Source organism: Lysinibacillus sp. NPDC097231, assembly GCF_044761885.1.
Lineage (GTDB): Bacteria > Bacillota > Bacilli > Bacillales_A > Planococcaceae > Lysinibacillus.
The window spans coordinates 218615-243196 of sequence record NZ_JBIWDH010000002.1 but is presented as its reverse complement, the minus strand read 5'-3'; the positions used below and the strand labels follow the sequence as shown (position 1 = coordinate 243196).

General features: G+C 36.9%; 23 protein-coding genes and 3 pseudogenes. 21 read left to right on the top strand and 5 right to left on the bottom strand.

Annotated elements, in window-relative coordinates; genetic code table 11:
• Positions 1-74: 74 nt before the first annotated feature.
• The 6 genes from ACIQXF_RS03020 (at position 75) to ACIQXF_RS02995 (ending at position 7081) form a co-directional block, all read left to right on the top strand.
• Positions 75-434, top strand: a complete 360-nt coding sequence (locus tag ACIQXF_RS03020) for a BlaI/MecI/CopY family transcriptional regulator (protein ID WP_402778905.1) — start codon at positions 75-77, stop codon at positions 432-434.
• Position 435: 1 nt separating this feature from the next.
• Positions 436-1974 (top strand): M56 family metallopeptidase, encoded by a 1539-nt coding sequence (locus tag ACIQXF_RS03015; protein WP_402778902.1) that lies wholly within the window; start codon positions 436-438, stop codon positions 1972-1974.
• Between the two features lie 519 nt (positions 1975-2493).
• The gene (locus ACIQXF_RS03010; RefSeq protein ID WP_402778899.1) at positions 2494-3000 is read left to right on the top strand and encodes a hypothetical protein; all 507 of its coding nucleotides are present in this window, start codon (positions 2494-2496) and stop codon (positions 2998-3000) included.
• A 433-nt stretch (positions 3001-3433) separates the two neighbouring features.
• Positions 3434-3766: a PadR family transcriptional regulator gene (locus ACIQXF_RS03005; protein WP_402778896.1), complete on the top strand. Its 333-nt coding sequence runs from the start codon at positions 3434-3436 to the stop codon at positions 3764-3766.
• 3 nt (positions 3767-3769) lie between these two features.
• Positions 3770-4516, top strand: a complete 747-nt coding sequence (locus tag ACIQXF_RS03000; protein WP_402778893.1) for a permease prefix domain 1-containing protein — start codon at positions 3770-3772, stop codon at positions 4514-4516.
• A gap of 408 nt (positions 4517-4924) precedes the next feature.
• Positions 4925-7081 (top strand): ATP-dependent helicase, encoded by a 2157-nt coding sequence (locus ACIQXF_RS02995; protein ID WP_402778890.1) that lies wholly within the window; start codon positions 4925-4927, stop codon positions 7079-7081.
• A gap of 215 nt (positions 7082-7296) precedes the next feature.
• Here ACIQXF_RS02995 and ACIQXF_RS02990 read toward each other — a convergent pair whose 3' ends face one another.
• On the bottom strand, positions 7297-8208 hold the full coding sequence (locus ACIQXF_RS02990) for a DNA glycosylase (RefSeq protein WP_402778887.1): 912 nt from the start codon (positions 8206-8208) through the stop codon (positions 7297-7299).
• A 169-nt stretch (positions 8209-8377) separates the two neighbouring features.
• On the opposite strand from ACIQXF_RS02990, the gene ACIQXF_RS02985 reads away from it, so the two are divergent.
• The 12 genes and pseudogenes from ACIQXF_RS02985 to ACIQXF_RS02930 all read left to right on the top strand — a co-directional run bounded on the left by ACIQXF_RS02985 (position 8378) and on the right by ACIQXF_RS02930 (position 19889).
• The gene (locus ACIQXF_RS02985) at positions 8378-9091 is read left to right on the top strand and encodes a 2OG-Fe(II) oxygenase (RefSeq protein WP_402778884.1); all 714 of its coding nucleotides are present in this window, start codon (positions 8378-8380) and stop codon (positions 9089-9091) included.
• Between the two features lie 192 nt (positions 9092-9283).
• Positions 9284-9922, top strand: coding sequence for a bifunctional transcriptional activator/DNA repair enzyme AdaA (locus ACIQXF_RS02980; protein WP_402778881.1), 639 nt, complete (start codon positions 9284-9286; stop codon positions 9920-9922).
• Entirely contained in the window at positions 9906-10439 is a 534-nt protein-coding gene (adaB, locus tag ACIQXF_RS02975; RefSeq protein ID WP_402778878.1) for a methylated-DNA--[protein]-cysteine S-methyltransferase, read from the top strand. Before ACIQXF_RS02980 ends, adaB begins: the two co-directional genes overlap by 17 nt.
• Before the next feature lie 212 nt (positions 10440-10651).
• The gene (locus ACIQXF_RS02970; RefSeq protein WP_402778875.1) at positions 10652-11470 is read left to right on the top strand and encodes an SPL family radical SAM protein; all 819 of its coding nucleotides are present in this window, start codon (positions 10652-10654) and stop codon (positions 11468-11470) included.
• 621 nt (positions 11471-12091) lie between these two features.
• Positions 12092-12193, top strand: a pseudogene (locus ACIQXF_RS02965) (HEPN domain-containing protein); the annotation flags it as partial.
• A gap of 607 nt (positions 12194-12800) precedes the next feature.
• On the top strand, positions 12801-14504 hold the full coding sequence (locus tag ACIQXF_RS02960) for a multicopper oxidase family protein (RefSeq protein ID WP_402778872.1): 1704 nt from the start codon (positions 12801-12803) through the stop codon (positions 14502-14504).
• Positions 14505-14724: 220 nt separating this feature from the next.
• Positions 14725-15126, top strand: a complete 402-nt coding sequence (locus ACIQXF_RS02955) for an RpiB/LacA/LacB family sugar-phosphate isomerase (RefSeq protein ID WP_402778869.1) — start codon at positions 14725-14727, stop codon at positions 15124-15126.
• A gap of 369 nt (positions 15127-15495) precedes the next feature.
• Complete coding sequence (locus ACIQXF_RS02950; RefSeq protein WP_402778866.1) at positions 15496-16149, top strand: TetR/AcrR family transcriptional regulator; 654 nt, start codon at positions 15496-15498, stop codon at positions 16147-16149.
• 85 nt (positions 16150-16234) lie between these two features.
• The gene (locus tag ACIQXF_RS02945) at positions 16235-16975 is read left to right on the top strand and encodes an ABC transporter ATP-binding protein (protein WP_402778863.1); all 741 of its coding nucleotides are present in this window, start codon (positions 16235-16237) and stop codon (positions 16973-16975) included.
• Entirely contained in the window at positions 16968-17699 is a 732-nt protein-coding gene (locus ACIQXF_RS02940; RefSeq protein ID WP_402778860.1) for an ABC transporter permease, read from the top strand. The genes ACIQXF_RS02945 and ACIQXF_RS02940 overlap by 8 nt, the downstream gene beginning before the upstream one ends.
• Before the next feature lie 197 nt (positions 17700-17896).
• Positions 17897-18061, top strand: coding sequence for a hypothetical protein (locus tag ACIQXF_RS02935; protein ID WP_402778857.1), 165 nt, complete (start codon positions 17897-17899; stop codon positions 18059-18061).
• 379 nt (positions 18062-18440) lie between these two features.
• On the top strand, positions 18441-19889 hold the full coding sequence (locus ACIQXF_RS02930) for an MDR family MFS transporter (RefSeq protein ID WP_402778854.1): 1449 nt from the start codon (positions 18441-18443) through the stop codon (positions 19887-19889).
• A 488-nt stretch (positions 19890-20377) separates the two neighbouring features.
• Here ACIQXF_RS02930 and ACIQXF_RS02925 read toward each other — a convergent pair whose 3' ends face one another.
• Positions 20378-20653 (bottom strand): YqhV family protein, encoded by a 276-nt coding sequence (locus ACIQXF_RS02925; RefSeq protein WP_054611762.1) that lies wholly within the window; start codon positions 20651-20653, stop codon positions 20378-20380.
• A gap of 176 nt (positions 20654-20829) precedes the next feature.
• Positions 20830-20994 (bottom strand): hypothetical protein, encoded by a 165-nt coding sequence (locus ACIQXF_RS02920; RefSeq protein ID WP_402778849.1) that lies wholly within the window; start codon positions 20992-20994, stop codon positions 20830-20832.
• A 318-nt stretch (positions 20995-21312) separates the two neighbouring features.
• Here ACIQXF_RS02920 and ACIQXF_RS02915 point away from each other — a divergent pair, with 318 nt between their 5' ends.
• Together ACIQXF_RS02915 and ACIQXF_RS02910 are read left to right on the top strand one after the other, a co-directional pair.
• Complete coding sequence (locus ACIQXF_RS02915) at positions 21313-21729, top strand: DUF2243 domain-containing protein (RefSeq protein ID WP_402779091.1); 417 nt, start codon at positions 21313-21315, stop codon at positions 21727-21729.
• 12 nt (positions 21730-21741) lie between these two features.
• Positions 21742-22539, top strand: coding sequence for a cytochrome c oxidase assembly protein (locus ACIQXF_RS02910; protein WP_402778846.1), 798 nt, complete (start codon positions 21742-21744; stop codon positions 22537-22539).
• 47 nt (positions 22540-22586) lie between these two features.
• Here the strand turns inward: ACIQXF_RS02910 and ACIQXF_RS02905 are convergent.
• A pseudogene (locus tag ACIQXF_RS02905) lies at positions 22587-22860 on the bottom strand (manganese catalase family protein); the annotation flags it as partial.
• A 34-nt stretch (positions 22861-22894) separates the two neighbouring features.
• Positions 22895-23097 (bottom strand): annotated as a pseudogene (locus ACIQXF_RS02900) (helix-turn-helix transcriptional regulator).
• Between the two features lie 419 nt (positions 23098-23516).
• Here ACIQXF_RS02900 and ACIQXF_RS02895 point away from each other — a divergent pair.
• The coding region (locus ACIQXF_RS02895) for a lipase family alpha/beta hydrolase (RefSeq protein ID WP_402778843.1) at positions 23517-24582 on the top strand (1066 nt) is incomplete at its 3' end.

Genomic DNA, 24582 nt, shown 5'->3' with positions numbered 1-24582 from the left:
TAATCCAAGGGAGACATATTATATAAATAAGACAACTGTCTTAAATGAAAAAGAGGTGAGTAATTATAAAAAAATTGCCTGAAGCAGAATTTGAGATTATGAAAATAGTTTGGGAAAGTAATCCGCCAGTTACTACAGGTATAATAATGAGCGAAATAGGAAATGTGAAAGGTTGGAAAATCCAAACCGTAATATCCCTTATGAAAAGATTAACTGAACGTGGATTTCTTCGTAGTGAGAAAAAAGGTAAGGAGAGATTTTATTACCCTATAGTAGAAAAAGATGCCTATCTAAGTTTTGAAACAGAGCATTTTATGAAGCACTATCATAAAAACTCCTTTATGAATTTAGTGGGTACACTCTATAAATCCGATACTATTTCTAATGAAGATTTAGCTTCATTAATTAAATGGGTGGAAGAAAAGAGGGATTAATATGCATAGTATCATGGTGGGTTTAATCTTTAAATCTGTAGTAATGTCCTTTATTGGACTACTATTTATAGCTGTAACGCCTTTCCTTTTAAAACGATACAAATCTAGCTGGCTTTATTATAGCTGGCTTGCTATCCTTGCAGGGTTTATTTTACCATTTACATTCGATATATCGACCAAAGTTGTCAATCTATCAGAATCAGTACAATTACCATCTAAAGAACCTGTTCCAACTAACAGTAGTCAGATAACGCTTGTGTCCTCATCTGTAGATACAGTGACAGCACTTTCTGTATGGCAGCTGGTGATGATAGTTTGGATTCTTGGAATCGTTATATTTTTGGCAGTTCATCTTGTAAGACATTATCGTTTTATGTACATGGTGAAAAGATGGGGGCTAACGATAACTGAGCCGAAAACCCTTCATTTGCTTGAAAAAGTTAAACGTGAAATGAATATCACAAAGGAAATCGCATTGAAAGAATGCAGCTTTATCCATTCTCCCATGTTAGTGGGATTTACTAAAAATACTATTTTGCTACCTAATAATGCTTATCGAGAAGAAGAGCTAAACGTGATATTAAAACATGAGTTAGTTCATTTAAAACGAAAGGATTTATGGTATAAAGCGTTTGTATTGCTGATTAGTAGTATTCATTGGTTCAATCCATTGTTCTATCTATTCGCTAAAGAATTGGACAATCTTTGTGAACATGCTTGTGATGATGAAGTAGTAAAAAATACTGACATCCAACTTAGAAAAACGTATAGTCAGACGATACTATATGCTGAGAAATCCAAAAGAGGAGAAGGTGTTTTTTCTACGAATTTTCTAGGAAGTACACAAATTCTAAAAAAGAGGATACTCTCCATTATGGATATGAGTAAGAAGAAATCAGGAATCGTTGTGATGGCACTATTAATTTTACTTTCAACAGGCGGAATGGCTGTCAGTTCAGCATTTGCTATTTCTAGTATACCGTTGAACTATTTAGACGAAACATTTATGAAAGACTCCATTTTAAATGGTGCATCCAGAGGTGACTTTGCAACAGACAAATTTATTATTTACCCACAGAATATGAAGGATAGAAAAGCTGTGCCACCTGAGCCTACTATAAACAAAGAGCTCTATCGTGATGTGTTTTCAGCGGGTGTCATTGGAACTGAAGCAAGATACCGATACCCGATTGAAATTGTGCATAAACATCATGGACAGAAATATACAACAGTAATTCATATTGAATATGACTATGAGCTACTAGCACCTGTCGAATATGATGAGCTCAATACCCTTATCGAAGCCTATTTATTACCTTTTAATGAGTTAAAGTCAATACCCTATGCAGATTTCATCATACAAGATTACCTAGAAAGTAGATTGAAAGCCTATATACAAGATATTGATACACAGAATACAGACGCACGTGTGGAATTCACATTTAATTTTAATGGCTTGGTAACGAACAATGATCATCTGCCTTTCCCAAGTCATAATCCTATAGGTACTACACCACGTTATATGAAGTCCACACCGTAGAAACTGGTTTTAATAATGAAAAAATGGATGTTGAGTATTTTTACATTGATTCTATGTATCGCACTGTTATTGGATTTTTTCAGCGCCCTCGTAACAGAAGTTGAAGTTTTGTTTGCTAACATTCTCTTAATCTTTCCATATATATTGTTGCTCAAAATCTCCTGCAACGATATCCTTTTCATTGAGTTCAGCATCTGCTTTGTTATGCACAGATACAGCCACTAACTACAAGAAGTTTGCCAAACTCAAGGGACTCTTGAAAATAACAGGCGTTTTTTGTTTTGAAATTCTTCAACTCTAACATCCCAAATCAAAGTTTCGACGCACATTAAAAAGCCACGAATGTTGTTAAATCAACGTTTCGTGGTTTTTTGTATGAACATTGTTTAGACGGAAACGGCCAAATACCTGTTGAATTAAGATTTTTTAGTTTAACATAAAATCATTTGACAATTAACACTAAAGGTGTAAAATTACACTGTAATAATAATAGAACATAAAGAAAGAAGGACATTCATCATGAAAGATATAAAGGTATATAATCTCATTTTCCCATTTTGGCTTATCTTGTTTTTCCCACCCATAATATTTGCAACGATGTTAGGAAATTTTTTAATTGATTCATTAGTTGTTATTGCTAGTTTTTATGTTTTTAAGTTATCTAAATTAAATTATTTTTTGAAGCCAGTTTATATGCGTAGTATATTAAAAGTATGGTTATTCGGCTTTCTTGCAGATATGATTGGTGCATTTATTTTAATTTTAGTCGTGACAATAGGAGGAGGTTTAGGATTACCGTATGAACTAACTAGTTCCATATCATATGATCCCTTCAAACAACCGTTAGCAGTAGTCTTTATTTTATTCGCTATGATTGTTTCATCCTTTTTTATTTTCGTTTTTAATTATAAATACACCTTTAAAACAATTATAGAGGATAAAAAATTGAGAATAAAAGTTGCACTTACACTCGCTGTCGTTACAATACCGTGGACTTTTCTAATACCGATGAGCTGGTTTTATTAGAGTAACTAATTACATCTATCTGGTAGCAAACATATTAAGCGTCAGGAAAAGTGTTGTACAAAGATGAGAACATTAGCAAAATGACTCTTGGTTTAGTACAAATGAAATTGAGTGATTTTTAAATTCTTCCACTATCTAAAAAAAATAGTTTTAACAACCTAAAGAATTTATAATGAGATGAATAAACAACATTCATTACGTAGTTCGATTTGGAAATTATTTGATGGACGTTGGAAGATGCATTTCCATCAAGGGACAAAAATTACTTCTGCACTTTAATTCTAACGGGTGCTTTACTTCAATAAGGAGTAGAGCCTTTTCTACTTAAACTAACGGTGCTGGTTAATGAAACAAGAAATAATGCATCTTTATAAAATTATACCTTGCATTATAGAGTACCTTGTAATATGTTTAGTTATAGGGGGTGCAAATTTTGGAAATTAACAAAGAGGTTCTTAAAGGGCATATAGATACTTTGATTTTATCTTTATTACATAAAAAAGATATGTATGGGTATGAGCTGGCTAAATTCGTAAGAGATAAAAGTGAAGAACAGTTCGAAATAAAAGAAGGTACACTCTATCTCTCTTTGAAAAGATTAGAAAAAAATGATTGGGTTGAATCATACTGGGGTGATGAACAAGGACCAGGGGGGAGAAGAAAATATTATAAACTTACCCCACTTGGAAAAGAGTGTTTCGAACAAAAGCGTTCAGAGTGGCGTTTTGTAAAAAAAATAATGGATTCTTTTTTGGAAGGGGAATAGAAATTGAAACAAATTGATGCTTTTATAGATTCCGTTTATCAAAAATTCGATGGCAATAAAGACGAGATAAAAGAATTAAAAATAGAAATGAAGAACCATTTAATTGAAGCTGTACACGAATTAAAATTAGAAGGTAAGTCAGAAACGGAAGCAGTTAAGATTGCAATTGAACGCTTCGGTGGAGAAAAAGAAATCCGTACAGTGATTGGTCAATTATTTGACGTGCAAAAAAAATTTACAAGGTGGCTCCTTTATTTTGCAATATTTTTTCTTGCTTTGAGCCTCCTTACTTTTGGTATCATTATGTCAATTGAAAAAAGCAATCAGAATGAACGGCATAAAATAAATAATGATATATCTATAATTTTAAGCGATGTTAATAGTGTCATTTCAAAGGAAAAGCAAGATAAAATTCAGTCTTTAATTCAAGGCACGAATCAGGTTTCAAAAGTTGAGGTTTACAATATAGAAAATAAAAATGACGTATTTAATTATATTGATACAGCTAAACCTGAGTTTCAGTTCGAAAGGGAAATATGGGCACCCGAAATTAGATTTATTGACCTATCCCGAGAAGGTAATGGGGATGATAAGTGGTTTATCTATATTACTTATAGGAGTATTGATAATTTAGCTGTTTTATCACTATTATTGGGTATCGCTTTCTCTATTCCTTTATTTTCAATATGGGGAATTATAAAGGTTTATCAAAAAAGGAGCGTAATATTTAAATCTTTAAAGTCCTTGTAGAACAAACTGGATGCTTTAATTGAAAAAAAGCTATGTGAAGATAAATAAAAAAGGCTAGTTTCTATTATCATAAGAACCTAACCAATCACTTAAAACCACCAACATCTCTTGTGTTGCCACATACACTCCACGCAGATTGTTTAAGTAGCTTTTTGAACTAGGCAGATGTTAGTTAAATCATAATTGAACAAACGGTTGCGATTGTTGAAGATCGAAGGTAGGAAGAAATTATGTATTTTTGGATGAAGTAATCAGGTTGATGGCTGATTTTGAAGAAGGTTTGGATGATCAAAGACAAGCAATAGGCAACGATATGGAATTCTATGATTTAAAATAACGGATTAAAGGTAACAGTGAAATCTACAAGAAAAAGGCTTATCTTATTTTCCATTAATGGGAGCGATTAATATGAATGGAGCGCAAAAAGCGTTTTTTGAGGAAAAGGAGCGTTCACTTGGCGTTCGTCTAAATGATGTGCAGACGCAGGCGGTATTGCAAACGAATGGTCCGCTGTTACTATTGGCATCACCCGGTTCAGGAAAAACGACGACGATTATTATGCGTATTGGCTATATGATTGAGGCGCTTGGTGTGAATCCTTCTCGCATAAAGGCTGTCACGTTTAGTAAGGCATCGGCCAGTGATATGAAGACACGTTTTGCAAAGTTGTTCCCGCATTTACCACCGGTTGATTTTTCGACGATTCATAGTTTAGCATTTCAAGTTGTGCGGCAGACACTTGAACGTCAGGGCATTTCGTACGGCATCATTGAAGAATCGGACAAGCCTGGTGTTGTTTCAAAAAAACGAGTGCTTCGCGAGATTTTTGAACAATTAAATGGCTCAAAAATTACCGAAGATCAGTTAGACGAGCTACTGACGTACATAACGTTTATCAAAAATAAAATGTTGCCTGAACAGGAATGGGCAATTCCAGAAGTAAAGGTGCCAAGAAAAGTCGAGATTTTACAGCGTTATGAGGAATATAAACGAAGAGGTAGTGACCGTTTGTTAATTGATTTTGACGATATGCTATTAATGGCGAATGATATTTTCGCGAAAAATCGAGAGGTGCTGGCGCAATACCAACGCCGCTATGATTATTATTTAACGGATGAAAGTCAGGATACATCGCCAGTTCAACACGCGATCATCGCGAAGCTCGTCGCAGTCCATCAAAATTTATGCGTCGTTGCAGATGAGGATCAGGCCATTTATAGCTGGCGGGGTGCAGAGCCAGATTATTTGTTGAATTTCCGAAAGATATATCCGGAGGCGAATGTTTTACTTATGACGCAAAACTATCGTTCATCTGCAACGATTGTAGAGCCGGCCAATATATTCATTCAGCGAAATAAAAATCGTTATAACAAACAAATGTTTACGGAAAATCCTGCTGCAGAGCCCATCGCGTTTAAAATCCTAGAGAATTACAATTTACAGGCTAAATATTTAGTGGACCAGTTGAAAAATCTGTCTAAGCGCGGCTCAACGGCTATTTTATATCGAAATAATACGTCAGCCATTCCGCTTATGGACGCGTTTGATAGAGCAGGTTTGCCTTTCTATATGAAAGATTCGACGATTCGTTTTTTTACGCATTGGGTCGTGGAGGATATTATGAACTTCATGCGTCTAGCGTATAATACAAAAAATATCACGGTATTTGAAAAGGTTTACAGAAAAATGAATGCTTATATTACACCAACGCAATTGAAGGCGCTACAGAAAGTGCCGGAGGATGGCTGTGTATTCACACAGTTGTTAGAGCACGTTGAGTTAAAGGATTATCAGCCTGAATATATTAAGCGGATTCGCAAAACGTATGATAGCATTCAATTTGATAAAACGACACCAACAGCCATGCTAGAGCATATCCGTTATGACTTTGGTTATGAGCGTACCTTAAAGAAAATGAGTGAGAAACTCGGTTTTAATTATGAAAATTTACTAGATATTGTGGATGTACTTGGTTTAATTGCTCGTCATACACTGACTATGACCGAATTTGCGGGTCGTTTGAAGCAGCTTGAAAATTTAGCACGTTCGTCTCATATGAAAAATGAATTGAATGCAATTACACTGACAACATTGCACAGTTCAAAAGGCTTGGAATTTGACCGTGTGTATTTGATTGACTTGATTGAGGGGATTTTACCGAGTGAGGTGGAAGAAGAAATCGAGGAAGAAACGCGACTTTTTTATGTCGGTATCACGCGTGCGATTCGCCATTTGGAATTAATTTCATATAGTAAGCGGTTTAAAACAAGTGTGGTGCCATCGATTTTCATGAAGGCGTTAAAACAAATCGTCTCACCGCAGGAATTACCAAAGAAAGCGCCGAAAAGCCCGAAAAAAGCACTGAAGCAGTACCGTAATGGGCGGACGATTACAACTGAGTCAGCATTAATCGTTGGCTCAAAAGTAAAGCATGTGATTTTTGGAGAAGGAGAAATATTAGCTGTTACGAGTAGTACGATTGAATTGTCTTTTGCTACGGGGATTAAGAAATTTTTGACGGATACATGTTTACAGCAAGGCTATTTAGAAACGATGAAAGATTAATGCAGCGTATTCGAGATTTTTTCGAATACGCTTTTATAGTAGTGCTATTTTGTAGGGGTTCCTTGATGGAAAAATAAACGTCATTGCTCAACATGTTTTTACCACCAAATGGAACTTCTATTCGATTTCTTGCCGGTTTCTTTATGTGTGGTATGAAATGTTGTCATAACAATGTTTTCGTCCAATTGTTTGACTTAATAAAGAACAGAATTTATTCAGTAAAGGACACGCCATAAATAAAAGGTAGCGTATGATTCCCAGTTTTTCCATGGAAGCGATATTTCTAAGATTTCATCTTTCGTAGGCTTTCGGTTCATATTACGTAATAGTTTTATCGAATTAATAAGACCTACATCATCGATTGGAAAAGCTGTCTGGAACCTGAGGCAGCGCATTAGAACATAATTGGCTGTCCAAGGACCGATTCCTCGTATTTTAAGTAAGTTTTTTTCAGCATCATTAAAGTTCATTTTCATTAATTTTTCCCTCGATAATTCTCCACTTGCCATTAATTTGGCAATTCCAATAATATATTCACTTTTTTTGACCGTCATTTTAATATCTGCAAGGTCGGAAGGTGTTAACTGTGCAATTCGTTCGTACGGTGGGAACACCCAATACTTTTTACCATGCCATTCGATAGAATCGCCAAATCCTTCTACGAATTGCTTCTTTAAGGAGTACGCGAATGCTAAGTTAATTTGTTGTCCTAAAACTCCCCAACATAAAGCTTCAAATAAATCGGGAATGCCGACAACTCGTAATCCGTAGAATTTTTGGGCAGGCATTTTAAGTAATGGGTCTGTTTTTGCCATTGCATAAAATGGAGTTAAATCGTTATCAAGATCAAACCATTCATGAATATATTTTACAATCTCTTCTCGTTTCCACTTTTCAATAGGTCTAGAATCATTTAGGAATTGAACAACCATTTGTTTATTATTAATTACGCTTACCTGTACTAAGGATCGAATTTCCCCAATGGCTATAACTTTTGTAATGATTTCGTTCTCTATTTCATACATGCATTCATTTTTTTCCCTTGTTAGATAGCCAAGGTTAGCATTCATGTCGAAATCTTCAGGTAATGTAATTACAATAACATCATTGACTTCATGCCATGTCACTTTTTCATTCTCCTCATCTTAATACGATTTTCTATTGCAATTTTTACTTTATCACATAATAATCTTACCTAATTTTGTTATCTTGCTATTACATTCTAAATACCTTATTTTTTTCTATTTATGAGGTTATAGTGTTAGTTATCAAGAACGCTAAATAGGAGGGATAAACATGGTCCAAGATATAAAAACACGTGTCGAAAACTTAAATTGGGATTCAATTCAAAATGAATTAGATGAGCAAGGATTTGCAAAGCTTCCAGTGATTTTAACAAAAGAGGAATGTGAATTCTTCATAGAATTGTATTGTGAGGAAGAGTTATACAGAACGACAATCAATATGACGAGATATCGCTTTGGGAATGGGGAGTACAAATATTTTTCCTATCCATTACCTGAAATCATCCAAAGTTTAAGAGAGTCCTTTTATCTAGAATTGGCCAAAACAGCTAATCGATGGTTTGGTTATTTAAAGAAAACAGATCAGTTTCCAGATCATCTTCAAGATTTTTTGAACACCTGTGAAGAATTTGAACAAACTAGACCGACACCTTTACTATTAAAGTATGAAACAGGCGGCTTTAATTGTTTGCATCAAGATTTATATGGTGACATATTTTTCCCGTTTCAAGTAGTATTTGTGTTGAATCAACGAGATAAAGACTTTTGCGGTGGAGAATCACTATTAGTGGAACAAATTCCTCGTGCTCAGAGTAGGGGACATGTCATTACTTTAGAACAAGGCAGTGCACTGATCTTTCCTACTAACCATAGACCTGTTCTAGGTAAAAAAGGATATCACAAAAATACGGTTCGTCACGGAGTAAGCACGGTTACTTCTGGAGAACGATATGGTCTAGGAATCATTTTTCACGATTCTAAATAAAGTGAAATTTTGATCAGTGGGGGTTTTCTACATCCCCCACCTAAACTTCTCCGATTTCTCTAAGTTTTGAGGTTGGAGTCTTACAGCCCGTTAATGCGGGATAAAAATTAAACTTCAATATCTTGCTATTCTATTCCTTGAATTGACCATTCTGAATTTAAAGGGAGTATATTGTAAGGAGAGGTGAGGTAAATGCCAGATAGTATCAATAACGGACATAAAGAGCGCTATGATCATAGAATTTTGAATGATGTCGAAATGATCACAGATGAAAAGTGGCAAGCAATACTAAATAATGATGCAGCGTACAATAATCAATTTTTCTACGCAGTAAAATCGACAGGGATATTCTGTAAACCATCTTGTAAATCTCGCGTTCCGAAAAAAGAAAATGTATGTATTTTTCCAAACGCAGAACAAGCTCTCCGTGCAAATTTTCGCCCTTGTAAACGGTGCAAGCCCACGAATGAAAATCTGCCTGATAGCGAGTGGGTTGATTTAATTACTGAATACATTGATAAAAATTTCACAGAAAAATTAACGCTAGAATCGTTAGCAACTATTTGTCATGGGAGTCCGTATCATATGCATCGAACATTTAAAAAGATTAAAGGCATTACGCCGGTTGAGTATATACAACAAGTTAGAGTACTCGCTGCTAAAAAGTATTTGATTCAGACAGATAAAGCGATTGGAGATATCGCCATATGTGTGGGTATGGCTAACGCGCCTTATTTTATTACTTTATTTAAAAAGAAAACTGGACAGACACCAGCACAATTTCGTCAAATGAGTAAAGTGGAGGAAAAGTATAATGGAAACAAAGAATAAACCCACCCTTTATTGGTCTTTACTAAAGTTTAAGGATTGGAATTTTTATATTGCTTCAACTTCAAAAGGGCTTGTTTTTGTAGGTTCACAGAACAAACCATTTGAGGAATTGTTCGAATGGGCTAAGAAACGCTTTCCGGGAAGTCCTCTTGTTGAAGATGATGAAAAGCTTGAACCCTATGTCGTTGAAATCACTCAGTATCTAGAAGGAAAGCGGAAAACCTTTACTGTTCCATTTGAGTACGTAGGTACGCAATTTCAGCTAGCAGTCTGGAATGCACTTTGTGAAATTCCTTATGGACAGACGAAATCCTATTCCGACATTGCAAATGATATAAAGAAACCAGCAGCTGTTCGTGCTGTAGGAGCGGCTATTGGGGCTAATCCGGTATTAATTACTGTACCGTGCCATCGTGTAATAGGAAAGAATGGCTCATTAACTGGCTATCGGGGCGGATTAGAAATGAAGACACTGCTCCTGGCTTTGGAAAAGCAAGCTTCATCTGGCAATGAGTAATTATTACCGTTTAACTTGATTCAGCAGAAGCCCCCCACTTCTATAAATGGAGGGATGAATACGAAGATACATATAAATCAGAGGGGGTCCAAACTCCCTGCTGATTCAAGTTAAGCCTCCGGCGGATGTCACAAATTTTGAATTGCGCTTGCGCAATTCAAAATTTGGACGCAATTACGCCGAGGCGTAATTGATTGAATGGAGGTTCCGTCATGAAAAATGAATTATTCTATAAAAATCCGAAAACCATTCTGAATAAAGGGACTGGCTTTCTTTTTGGATATACTCATTCACTAAATCCTTATACAGGCTGTTCATTCGGGTGTTCCTATTGTTATGTACGCGAAATGCCTGTAGCTCTTTTTCGAGAAAAGGAATGGGGAAATTGGGTCGATGTTAAAAACGGAGCTGCAAATTTATTAAAAAAGGAGCTCCATCGCGCCAAAGCCAAAGGGAATGTGACCATTTTTATGTCCTCAAGTACAGACCCATATCAGCCAATAGAGCATAAGGAAAAAGTGACGCGTTCTTTACTAGAAGTTATGGTAGAAGATCCTCCTGACTTCCTATTAGTACAGACGAGAAGCCCACTTGTAAGTCGAGATATCGATTTGCTGCAACATTTAAAAGATAAAGTTCGAGTAAGTATGACGATTGAGACAGATTCGGAAACGATACGCAACCATTTTACTCCAAAGGCACCCCCAATCCAGGCGCGCTTTAAGACATTGGAAAAATTAGCAGCTGCGGGAATACCGACCCAAGTTGCTATAGCCCCCATCTTACCAAGTGGGGAATATTTTCCTGCGAAATTAAAGCCATTCGTCGATCGGATATGTATTGATGACTACTTCATGGGCGATGGCAGTGGTGGAAAACGCACAAGAAAACTGGGTATTGAGAAAAAATATGCCCAACTTGGTTTAGAAGAATGGTATGGGCCACATGTAATTAAAAAAGTATATAACCGATTTATTGAAATCTTTCCGGAAAATCACGTTTATGTGAGCCAGGCTGGGTTTGAGCCGTAAAAAAATAGGAAGTGATTGCATTTATAAAGATAAAGAGACAAGGGCTGAAAATAGAATGACAAAGTTTTAGATGGTGGCGATTACAAAAAAATTATTCATAAAAAGAACAAACGCATGGTCCTATTTTGACGATGCGTTATTTAAATTAAATTCTAGTGAAAAATTATTTGAAACATCAAATGAATTAAGTTTACATAATATAATTATCTCTGTTACTACTAGATAATAAACATAAATTATTTTTTAGGCTGTTTTCTCAATCTCTTGAAAGAATAAGGACGTAACTCACTACTTAATGTTGAAATTATTGAACTAAAAGAGTAGGTTAAATTAAGGAAGAAAAAGGAGCAGAAACCTCTAAGTTATACATTATAAACGTTACTTCAAACCGTTTACTTGTATTTACTTGGGGGTTTTTCATGTTATTTAAGGAAAGGGAATTGGGAAGTTGTGCTAGTACATTTTTAGTTTCTATATTTGGACTTCAAATTACGTTATTTATAGGGGGGCTTAGGAACAACATTGTGTTTAATAGTGTTGTTAAGGCGAGGAGTATTTAGCAACAACGTCGATTTTCTTATTTATCTTTAGTGATGAAGACAAAGAAGCCTTCATAAAGAATATAAAAATACGAGAAATTATAACACACATTTTGATGAAAGCATAAAAAAGAAAGTTGTTAAAGGTGAGGAATTAGGTCTTAATCAAGGCTTAATTTTATAGATAGCTGGTGAGAAAATGAGCAGAATATCAAGTGGATGTTCGTATTTAAATGCTATAAGAAAGTTAATATGAATCAGAACATTAAAAGGTTGTGATATTATTTCCAAGTGAAAACGAAAACTTCAACAGATAAGAAACTAAAATCTGTTAATAGGCTGAGGAAAATAGAAAATTAACGAAATATTACGTATGAAACATATCGCAATATTCGTGTTTTAGTATTGAAAATGCTATTTCTCCATCGACTAGATACTTCATTAATTGAATAAAATACGAACATTAAGCTAAATGCAAATAATAATATAGGTTGTTTTCTCTATTCACTTGTCAAAAAATGTGTAGAGCTAACTACCCGTAATAAGATTGAAAAGCATAAATGTAATCACGGTTTTAAAATTAGAATATTATTACAAATGTTTATCTCAATAATTACCTTTAACTCAAATAACCGAGGCTTGATAGAAGGTCTTTGAGCTTTTATGCTGTCCTTCATCCTTTGCCTAAACATTTTTATCTAATTATACATTTAATAAACTAAGTCAAAATGATTCTGTGGCTAACAATGGCTAAGATTAAATTATTTGAAAAGGATTAGGGGGAAATTATTTTGAAATTAAAAAAGTTCATTGATGCATTACCGATTCCACCTACTATAAAGGCAGCCGGAAAACGGGATGGAATTCCTTACTATGAGGTGTCTATGCAGCAGATAAAACAAAAGCTGCATCGGGCCTTACCGCCTACAACAGTGTGGGGATATAATGGTATGTATCCCGGGCCAACATTCGATGTTCGTAGGGATCACCCCATTCTTGTGAAGTGGGAAAATAAACTACCTTTTAATCACCTTCTGCCAGTGGATACGACTGTTCACGGTGCCGATCCTAGTCAACCTCCTGTCAGAACGGTAGTTCACTTGCATGGGGGTCGTGTTCGCCCTGAAAATGACGGATATCCAGAAGCATGGTTTACCAAAAACTTTGAAAACTTTGGCAGCAAATTCGTGCATGAAGTTTACTACTATCCGAATTGTCAGCGTCCGACAACACTCTGGTATCACGACCATGCCCTTGGAATCACTCGATTAAATGTTTATGCCGGGTTAGCAGGGTTTTACCTTATTCGAGACAAGGAAGAAGAAAAACTAAATCTACCCAAAGGAGAATTCGAAATACCATTAGTTATCCAGGATCGTTCCTTCTATGCTGACGGTCAACTCTTCTATCCTTCCCAGCCCGGGCAAGAACCACCACCTGCACCACAACCGCCACCTCCAATAGATCCTGATCTTCCGAATCCATCAGTGGTTCCGGAATTTTTCGGAGATGTAATTCTAGTCAATGGAAAAATATGGCCCTATCTTAGAGTTGAACCGAGAAAATACCGATTTAGAATCCTTAATGGTTCTAATGCCCGTTTTTATCGTATTCGACTGAGTTCAGGTCAAAATTTCGTTCAAATCGGTACGGATGGCGGATTATTAGAAAAACCTGTATCGGTTTCTGAAATCATACTGGCTCCGGCAGAACGAGCAGATGTAATCATCGATTTTTCAAAACATAGAGGGCAGAATATCATACTGACAAATGATGCTCCGACACCTTTTCCTGAGGGAGTTCCACCTTCTCCAGATCTTTCGCAAATTATGGAATTTAAAGTTAAGCAAAAATGTTCCAAGCCGGATACAAGTACAATACCCGCAAGACTAAGTTGCTTGGAAAAACTTGATCCTAAAGATGCTATATATGTGAGAAAAAACTTTTTAGTTGAAACTACTGATGAATTTGGCCGACCGTTGCTTGAACTCAATAATCTGAGGTGGTTCGACCCTATTACAGAAACACCATATAATGGAACAATAGAAATTTGGGAGCTTTATAATTTAACCCCCGATACCCATCCGATTCATTTGCATCTAGTTCAATTCCAGATTCTCAATCGAGCACCAATTACTGTGGATGAAAATGGGAATATCATTGATATAGGGGAAGCAAAGAAACCGGATCCGAATGAAATGGGTTGGAAAGATACTGTACGTGCAAACCCTGGAGAAGTTACCCGTATCATTGCACGTTTTGGGCCGTTCACCGGGACTTATATATGGCATTGCCATATCCTGGAACATGAAGATCATGATATGATGCGCCCTTACGAAGTACTCCAAAACCATAATTTTGATCCATGCATCCCTATTCCAGGCGTATGCCGGGACGATTCATTTACCCAATGCTGCAACCAAGACCATAAACATTGTGACTGTAAAAAGGATCATGACGATGATGAGTCAAGTTCTCATCACCAATTCCGTTAAGGGGTTCACAGCGATGAGTGAGTCAAGTTTTTATCTCCAACATTTTGACTATATTATTATCGGAACCGGACCTCTAGTGTGGTTATGGCTAAAACATTGACAGATGATAAAAAACGTCTGTTTTAATTCTTGAAGCAGGGGAAAATAATGAACATGACAGACCGATTCAAGATTCTAGCTTTGCCTCCAAACTGGAGGGGAAATTTTTCGCAAAATATTTTTGCAAGGTGAAGATATATTTCAGACAGGGGTAGATGAAAGAACTTTTGAATGGACAACAGGCAGGCTTTCCATAGGGGGATCTTCCATCAATGGAGAACAGTATGTAAGGCCTATCTCAATGGTCTTAGTCACGCTTGAGAATCTATTTGAAGAACCGTTCAATACTGGGTATCCTGAAGAATCCGCCGAACGAAAGAAACGTGATGCAAAGCTTTTTAAAGCAATCAAGAGTTTTTCACATCATGGCATTGTTCAGATTCTAAGTCAGCTAGATAGAGCTGTTATTAATCCTGTTCTTCAAAAGCAAGATTTAGTAGAATTCCTCTTGTGGAATGGTACCAACACAGATATATCAAATTATCTAATCGAACAAACGAAGTATTTAAATTCCGGTAGGTAAATACTGTATTTTTCAATATTAAGTGATGTAATATGAAGCGGGAGGTGGAAGGCCCGCTTTTTTTAACACATTTTTAAATATGACATACAAACCGCGTAGATATAATGCTTTTATGGTTTGTATTCAAGAAAACAGATTCAGATGGATATTTTGATATGATCTTAAAGAAGCTTTATAGGATGCCAGAAGCGGGATGAAGTGTGGATGATGGCGTAATATTGTAAATTGATTCACCGTAATATATTAAAAAAGATATTTTTGGAATATTCCCTAGTATTGGTTTTGTTGACTTTTTAGGGTTGACTTAGGTAAGAAAAGTTGATAATCTACTTATACAAACCGGTAGTCGGTTTTGAAAGGAGGCTATCTATGGCACGCAACAAATACCCTGAACAAACACTTGAAAAAATACTAAGTACTTCTGCACAGCTATTTATTGAAAAAGGTTATGAGCAGACAAGTATACAAGACATTATGGAGGCACTTCATATTTCAAAGGGTGGAATTTATCATCACTTTAAATCGAAAGAGGAAATTTTGGTGGCAGTCTTAGAAAGACGCTCGCAATCTGTTTACGAGTTTTTAAGCGACCTCATGCAAAATACAACTGCGCAAAATGCAAAAGAGAAGCTCAAAAAAATATTACTGCATATTGCAACTGACACAGAAACCCACGCACTTGATCTTGTTTTGGGTTTACAGCTTAAAAATCCACATTTCGTTGTAAGTGGGATTCAGAGCTGTGTCAACCTGGATGCACCCATTATAAGTAAACTAGTAGCCGCTGGAGTGGAGGATGGTTCTATCCATACAGATGACCCAGAGTTGTGTGCGGAAGTCTTTTTGTTGCTTCTGAATTATTGGACAAATCCCATTCTATTTGTCAGGGATTCTTCCCAAACACAGAAACGATTAAATTATTTGAGCTCTATCATGTGCAAACTGGGGTTAGATATTATAGATGATGAATATATAGCTATAACGATGAATGCTTACGATAAAATGGGCAGTTTCAGAGGATGAAAAATCCAGCTTAAAATAGCTGCTGAAAAAGCAGTTATTTTTAAGTCTATATTCAAACCGCCGGTCGGTTTTTGAGGAGGAAAATATGAAAACCAAAATAGCAGTAGAGACAAAAAATCTATGCAAGGAATTTGATGGGAAATCGGTATTAAATCATCTTGAAATCAGGGTGGATCAGGGAGAGATTTACGGTATATTAGGCACAAATGGTGCAGGGAAAACAACTCTCCTCAAACTCATAGCCGGACTCCTTGAGCCAACGGAGGGCGGAGCTTATGTATTGGGCGAAAACTCATGGAAACAAAGAGATAAGGTGCTAAGTAATATTGGGAGCTTAATTGAAGTGCCATACTTTTATGAGCATTTATCGGCATCGCAAAATCTCTCTATCCACCTTGAATATATGGGGGTAAGTGCTGATATTAGCAAGGTGCTGAGGGATGTCGGACTTTCGGATACGGGAAATAAACCTGTATCTAAATTCTCACTCGGCATGCGACAGCGTTTGGGCATTGCTCGAAGTATCATCCATAGACCAAAAATACTGCTGCTTGACGAACCGATTAATGGACTTGACCCCGTTGCGATCAGAGAGATGCGTGAGTTATTTATTTTACTCAAAAATAAAGGTATGACTATACTGCTCTCAAGTCATAATTTGAGCGAGATTGAACAGACTGTTGAGCGTGTACTTGTAATTGCAAATGGAACTTTAATTGAGGTAGCAAATATGGAGGAGCTTAAAAATACACACCAAAACAACTTGGAAAATTATCTGATAGGAAGATTGAGTGGAAGATTGAGTGGAGGAAAATACAATGATTAAGTTAATTGTTTTAGAGCTACGGCGAAACAAAATAAGCACCTTTCTCATTACAAGCCTTATTATCGCAGTTGTTGTTCTTGGATTTACCTTTTTGTTCGGTTATGGTCCCCAAATAGAAGCTTCAAGAGGAGTAATGCCCAACGATACAGCTTTTGAAATCTTTATGACTTGGAAAGGCTGTATTCCGCTGATCGGTACTTTATTTTTAGTATCATTTGCTGTTATGTCAGCCATTATGAACGCAAAATTCACAGTTGAAGAATACGACGGAAAGAAAGCAATTCTTTTGTTCTCATATCCAGTCAAGCGAAGCCGGATATTGTTTGCCAAGTGCATTCTGGTTTTTGGCTTTACAAGTCTTGCGATGTTCATCTGTAATATTGCAATGGTTTCGTTTTTTGGTCTTATTTCAAATGCGGTAGGGATATTGCCGGAAACATTTACAACGAGCGAGTTTTTGTATCTCCTAAAATTCTCTGTTGTGCTATCATTGCTTGCTTCATCGGTAGGACTTGTAGCAATGCGTATTGGGTTCATTAAGAAATCGCTGTCAGCATCCATTGTTTCTGCAATTATAATGGTCGGCCCATGTGGCTCTTTGTTTTCGAAATTTCCTGATCACTCTTTTTCAATGATGTTGATTGGAATGGTCATTCTGCTTGTAATCGGACTTATTGTTTTTCTGGAACTACTGACAAAAGTGAACAAGATGGAGGCGGTGTAGTATGGAACATTACATGCTATTTTGACACAGATATACCTTGGTAGTAGTTGGACGCAACTTCCTATTATTTGCCAACCGGCATCGTCCATAATACTCTTGTTCGAATTGAATCCAAAAGGTTTAACATAACATTCAGGCTGTATCGTCTTATTATCAAAAACATATTTAAAACTCATTACAAAGAAGGAGGAAGAACGATGAGCGCTGGTTTTATAGTTGGGATTTGTATTGCGGCTGCTTTAATTGCAGTAGGGGCTATTTTTCTGGGATTAGCAAAGTTAAAAAAGAAGAAAAACAAATGGGCTGGATGGTTTATTGTACTTGGAGTAGCTGGATTAATTAGCGCTATCTTTAACTATTAAAGCATAGGGAGGGGAAAATATATGAAAAAATTGAACGAAAGACTACTATAAAATAACGAAAAATTATTAAGCAGAACACAAGAAGTATCAAATGCGACTTTAAAGAAAAACATGCACATGGTTGATAAGTCCACTGAACCAACCTTTAAATACAAAAATTGGATCAGTCATTAGCAAAGCTGTGGGCGCAAGACTAATCATAGCTGGAATTGTTGCGGCCATTTGTGGAGCATTGGCGGGTGTTTGTGTGATTGTTGTTAGCCAAATGATGGACAAAACCAAGCAAAGGTAAGTGGGTTGTAACTAGGTGATGTTTACGGACTACTCTAATACATGATTCTTTTTTAGAAACTACATATTTATTGTTGGAGTGATTACTATGAATACTGCAAAAGCGGGAGCTACTCTTAGCTCACAGAAAGGCATCGGACAGGTAAAGCGCTTGCCGATCTTGATTTCTCTTATTATTGGAGCATTTTTCACGATGTTGAATGAGACGCTACTGACCGTAGCCTTCCCAAAATTAATGGTTGAACTAGATGTAACAGCATCAAAGTTGCAATGGGTATCGACAGGCTACATGCTCGTAGTAGCTGTGCTAATTCCAGCTTCAGCATTGCTGATTCAATGGTTTACAACACGACAGATGTTCCTAGGAGCGATGACTTTGTTCATCATTGGTACACTCGTCTGCGGTATAGCACCACAGTTCTCTGTTTTACTGATCGGACGTGTTCTACAAGCAGTAGGAACAGGGCTCATGATGCCTGTTTTAATGAATACGATCCTAGTATTGTATCCTCCTGAGGAGCGAGGTGCTGCTATGGGCAGCCTTGGGCTAGTGATGATGTTCGCTCCAGCGATTGGTCCTACGCTATCGGGTCTTATTTTAGAAGTATTAGAGTGGCGCTGGTTGTTTTTCTTAGTACTGCCCTTTGCGATCTTCTCCATTGTGTTTGCCTTTATCTTTCTCAAAAATGTATCTGAACCCAGCAAGCCACGAGTGGATACCCTGTCTATTCTACTATCTACGATTGGCTTTGGGGGCATTGTCTACGGCTTTAGTAGCTCAGCTGACCTTGGTTGGGGGAGCCCTATCATCTACGGAACGTCCTTGGCTGGTATTATAGCACTCGTCTTATTCGTTATTCGTCAGCTTCGTATCAAAGAACCACTATTGGAACTACGCGTTTTTAAGCATCGGATGTTCTCGTTAACTACAATATTACTCTTTATTATGACAATGACGTTATTTTCTGCGACATCGCTGTTGCCGTTTGTGCTCCAAGGGGCGCTTGGCTTAACTGTCTTTGCTACAGGTCTCTTGATGCTGCCTGGAGGCTTGTTGAACGGGCTGATTTCTCCGATTATGGGCAAGCTGTTTGATCGTATTGGACCACGTAGACTCATCATTCCGGGAACGGGTATCATCGCCATCATCATGTGGTGCTTAACTCAAGTAACCGTAGAGACATCTAAGCTCACCTTTCTGTTGTTGCATATCTGTTTAATGGTTGCACTAACGATGATTCTGGTACCTGCTCAGACCAATGGAATGAATCAGCTTCCGCGCCAATACTATCCGCATGGCACCGCAATTCTGAACACGCTGCAGCAGGTTGCAGGTGCGATCGGTGTAGCTCTTTTCATCAGTGTGATGACTTCTGGGCAGCGCAGTTTTCTGGCTCAGTCTGCTGATCCAAACACACAGATACCAGAGGCCATCGTAGCCGGCGTACATAATGCCTTTCTTATCGGCTTCGGCTTCGCAGTTCTAGCATTCATAGTCGCTCTCTTTACAAAGCGCTCACAAGCACCAGAGGAGTAATCTTATGTATAAAGGTAAGGGGTCATGGATTATATCGCAGAAGTAAAATTTAATGGCAATCAATATTTTTCCTTCTAGGTAATAATTCAAGGGGATGTTGGAACTGGGCAAAATGAAGAGTACTCTGACAAAAACAAAAATAGAAGAATTTATTTGCCAAAATGGGTAGAGGTCGAAAAATGCTGTTGATCGATGTTAAGCCGTTAAGAAATCGCTTTATAGATTCATTCTTTATTCAAGTAAAAAACTACCTGATGCAGTGTAATGTTATTAAACAATCTGAGAATAGAAATTACAAAAGGATCACGGAGTTACCGTGATCCTAAATGAGAGAGGATGTGACGATCAACTAACGTTAAAACCGAATAAATGCGTGCAATACACTCAATATAAATTTGTACAGATAGAGGTACTTATACATAAAAAAACGCAGCAAATGTGATGTTTGTAAAAAAGAGTTTAATAAAGATTAGAATGGCATGTCCATATTACTTAACATGTGAGCTAATAATAATAAGTGTTATTCCCGTAAATAGGCAAATGATTCTCGTCACAGGAATTTTATCAGCTAGTCCAAATAATGCAATTGCTGTCGTTACGATTAAAACTGTTGGACCAACCAATGCAAGCATTGTATTAATATAGAATGCTTTTTCTAAATTATTCAACTTTAACATCAATAATCCAGCGCTTACTTCAATACTTCCAGACAATACACGTAATATAACCATAGCAAGAACCGATTTTTCAATAATTGTCATCATCCTATCTTTATAGAAAATTTCCGCTTATAATATAATTCCTCATTAGGATAATAATAGCCTTCTATTTTAATGAAATATTAAAATCAATATATGTATGATTCGTATCAACTATTCTTGTTATATTATGCTTTATAGTGTTAATTAATAAGTGATTTTCTAGTTAAAAGTTCAAAGAATTAATTAATAGAATCAGTTTTAAAAATCTTTTTTTGTTTTTTTAAGAAAATAGTATAGGTGCATTGTTGGTCGGGTGCTTGGAACTCAGTAATAAAGTTAGAAGCTTTAAAACCTACGGTAGCAATCACAGGACATGGATTGCCGATGATAGTTGAAGAACTCACAAAAATTGGCTAACGAATTTAGGAAAATCGCATCCCTAATCATGGAAAATACTTAAATTGAAAAGAGGGTCCCTAGTGTTTCCTGGGGACTTGTTATCTCATAGATAAATTTAAAATTAAAGAAGAAGTGTTTATGTTACAGCATGTAGAATCACTTCTAGGAGAACTCCTTGTAAACTGTTTAAACCTCTTAACATCGTGGATAAACTAATAAAAATTTAAACTGAGGTGATTTGGTTGGCAATATCAAATACGTATGAGGAGATAAATGAGAACAATTATAAACACAAAAATCGTCTTCAGTATGGGCAGCGTAATATGTGGACTGGAATATTATTGGGTTTTGGAATAGTGGCATTTATAGACGAGGTGATTTTTCATCAATTATTATATTGGCACCATTTCTATGATAAATCCACTGCTAATATTGGATTAGTCTCTGATGGATTATTTCATGCCTTCAGCTTTTTTGCTACTATTGGTTCTTCCTTTTTACTTGCTGATCTTCATCGAAAACATGGATTTTGGTTAAAAAAATGGCTTGGAGGTATTTTTCTTGGGGCAGGAGTGTTTCAACTATATGATGGTATCATTCAACACAAGTTAATGAGGTTACATCAAATCCGCTACAATGTCGAAATTCTTCCCTATGATTTAGTTTGGAATGTATTAGCTACAATTTTAATTATTATTGGTATTGTATTACTTATACAAACCAATAAACAAAAGCGTTAGGAGGATTCGACCTTGCATTCGCATGAAACTCACAGCCAAAATTTCTCCATCATTGTACAGTTGATATTAGTTTTGCCGTTTTTGATTTCTTTTTTCTCCTATATCATTGCAGTCATTCTATCAAATCAGCATAAAAAACAATGGCCTTACATTCGCTTATTATTTTGGATTCTTGGGCATATATGTGCCATCGTAACATTAATGGGTCCATTAGCAGAGCTTACACATGTTAATTTTTCAGCGCATATGATTGGTCATCTATTGCTTGGAATGCTAGCCCCGCTCCTTATCGCTCTAGCAGCTCCAATGACTCTACTCTTAAGATCTATCCCGGTGGAAATGGCCCGGCATATTTCTTGCATACTACGCAATTCTTTTTTTAGTTTTGTGCGCAATCCTATCATAGCGTCTATTCTGAATGTAGGTGGTTTATGGTTGCTCTATACTACACCTCTCTATAACCTGATGCACGAAAGCCCATTTTTATTTATTTTGATTCACATTCATATTTTTCTAGCAGGTTACTTGTTTACCGTTGCTTTTATCTATATTGATCCAACTCCACATCAACTATCTTATGTCTTTCGCTCAAGCGTATTATTAGTAGCATTAACAGCTCATTCGATATTGTCAAAGTATATTTATGCTTATCCTCCTAACCATGTATCTACACAACAGGCAGAACAGGGTGCTATGATAATGTATTATGGCGGAGATGCGGTTGAAATAGTGCTTGTATATTTACTATTTTACCAATGGTTTAAAAGTACAAGAAGTTCTATTTTTCCAAAGGGCATTACAACTAGTTAATCGCTTTCTAATCGTAAAATCCCCCCAGTTTACACCGGGAGGTTCTTCTAATTACTCATATCTTTAAGTCCTGGGCTGTGCTCATTTGGCATTTCGGGCATAGCTGGTACTGGGAATCCTTCTCGGGGAGTCGTTACATTTAGCGTTCGGGCCGTTTCTACTTGGGGTTTGCCCTTGGAAGATTTCACCGATACGTGTTGAATCTAATCTAAAGTTAAATTGAGCATTATGGTAACCCATTTCGACAAATTTTCTACACTTGGGATATTTATTAATATCATAATTAGGTACAGGGAACAGTTTGCCCCAATCTACGCATAGTATTTAAAAGCCCTTCCTTTTACAAAAAAGTATTTCATACAAACTCATTTTCTTTCCCCGCATATTGAAATAATTGATCGACTGACAATCCCAGACAATAGGCTAATTGAAAGGCAAGGGCTAAGCTTGGATCATATTTATTGTTTTCGATGGCATTTATCGTTTGAAGAGAAACACCACATACCTTAGCCAAGTCCTCTTTTTTGTCCTCCTAGCCTCTTTAATAATGTTTTCCATAATTAGCACCTTCCTCAATAATGTAAAACATATTTTATATTTATTATCATAATATTTCCATCTGAGTAGATGAAGAAGGTTAAAATATAGAGTTTGATTTTGAAAAACTAAATGGCCCAGCCTTGAAATCTGGACCAAAGCTATGAAATAAAACAAAGTGCTTGATTTACTGGATAACTAGTGAATCAAGCTTTTTTTGGGGGGGAAATACTCTCTCATCTCTAGTCCATGTAGGGACGCAAAGCTCGAAATCCATTCTCCCATCGGAAGGTAAAAGTCCGTACAATCGTAAAATAGGAACTCAAAAAGAAGGAATACGACGAAACATAGAGAATACATTCTATGTAAACATCTATAGCTCTATTTGCCTTTTACATTTAGCAAAATATTCAAAAATACGAATGTAATGGAGGAGTTTAATGAACAGAAGATTGATGAGAAAGCTTTTAGCTATTTTCTTATGTTTATTGGTTTTTACACCATATGGCCTGTCTTCAGAAGTATCAGCCGGAAAGCTGAAGCCGTCCGATGAAACCTTCACCCCTGGCCAATGGTTCCTTGGTGACCGTCCAACGAATTACGATTCATCGAAAGCGCCAATTGTCTTTGTACAAGGGAAGAATGGAAGCTCAACAAGCTGGTATGGGGAGACGACTTATCACGGGGTTAATGATATGTACACGAAGGCTTACGATGCTGGATATCAGACCGTTTTCGTTCAACTGTATGACGCGGCCGGTAAAGGTTCTGAAAATCAATACACGAATGGGCGCCTACTTGCCGACATGCTTGGAGAAATATCACGGCACTTCAATGGACAGAAAGTGAATATTATCGCCCACAGCAAGGGCGGTCCTGATACTCAGGCTGCCCTTATTCACTACGGGGCCTATTCATATGCCGACAAGGTTATCACATTAGGATCGCCTCATTACGGATCAGAACTAGCAGACCTATCATACAGCTGGTATGCGGGATGGCTCGGAGAACTGCTCGGGATGAATGACGCCGGCACCTATTCCTTGCAGGTTGGGGAAATGGCCAAATTCCGTTCCGTAACTGACAGCCATCCTAACCGCAGTAAGAATAAATACTATACGGTAGCCGGAACGAACAAAGGACCGGCCTTATCTGCCCTAGCCCTAGGCGGCGCCTATTTATCTTTCTATGGGGCAAATGACGGCTTAGTCACAGTTACCAGCTCTAAGCTGCCATATGGCACACATCTATTTACCGACAACACAATTGATCATGATAATATCCGCCAAGGATCCAAAGTCTTTTCTCGAATTGAGCCTTATTTACGCAGTACCGCTGTCAGCCAATTATCGGATAATATCGAAGCATTAAATCAAACGGACACCGTCATCCAAAGTGAGTCTTCCAGCTATATAAATGGAGGTATGCTGTCAGATAGCCAATTATCGGATAATATCGAAGCATTAAATCAAACGGACACCGTCATCCAAAGTGAGTCTTCCAGCT

Bases quoted from the DNA above. Each gene is read 5' to 3' on its own strand.
- ACIQXF_RS03015 (WP_402778902.1), top strand. From the start codon at position 436: ATGCATAGTATCATGGTGGGTTTAATCTTTAAATCTGTAGTAATGTCC.
- ACIQXF_RS03010 (WP_402778899.1), top strand. From the start codon at position 2,494: ATGAAAGATATAAAGGTATATAATCTCATTTTCCCATTTTGGCTTATC.
- ACIQXF_RS02995 (WP_402778890.1), top strand. From the start codon at position 4,925: ATGAATGGAGCGCAAAAAGCGTTTTTTGAGGAAAAGGAGCGTTCACTT.
- ACIQXF_RS02985 (WP_402778884.1), top strand. From the start codon at position 8,378: ATGGTCCAAGATATAAAAACACGTGTCGAAAACTTAAATTGGGATTCA.
- ACIQXF_RS02980 (WP_402778881.1), top strand. From the start codon at position 9,284: ATGCCAGATAGTATCAATAACGGACATAAAGAGCGCTATGATCATAGA.
- adaB (WP_402778878.1), top strand. From the start codon at position 9,906: ATGGAAACAAAGAATAAACCCACCCTTTATTGGTCTTTACTAAAGTTT.
- ACIQXF_RS02970 (WP_402778875.1), top strand. From the start codon at position 10,652: ATGAAAAATGAATTATTCTATAAAAATCCGAAAACCATTCTGAATAAA.
- ACIQXF_RS02950 (WP_402778866.1), top strand. From the start codon at position 15,496: ATGGCACGCAACAAATACCCTGAACAAACACTTGAAAAAATACTAAGT.
- ACIQXF_RS02945 (WP_402778863.1), top strand. From the start codon at position 16,235: ATGAAAACCAAAATAGCAGTAGAGACAAAAAATCTATGCAAGGAATTT.
- ACIQXF_RS02940 (WP_402778860.1), top strand. From the start codon at position 16,968: ATGATTAAGTTAATTGTTTTAGAGCTACGGCGAAACAAAATAAGCACC.
- ACIQXF_RS02935 (WP_402778857.1), top strand. From the start codon at position 17,897: ATGAGCGCTGGTTTTATAGTTGGGATTTGTATTGCGGCTGCTTTAATT.
- ACIQXF_RS02930 (WP_402778854.1), top strand. From the start codon at position 18,441: ATGAATACTGCAAAAGCGGGAGCTACTCTTAGCTCACAGAAAGGCATC.
- ACIQXF_RS02925 (WP_054611762.1), bottom strand. From the start codon at position 20,653: ATGATGACAATTATTGAAAAATCGGTTCTTGCTATGGTTATATTACGT.
- ACIQXF_RS02915 (WP_402779091.1), top strand. From the start codon at position 21,313: ATGTGGACTGGAATATTATTGGGTTTTGGAATAGTGGCATTTATAGAC.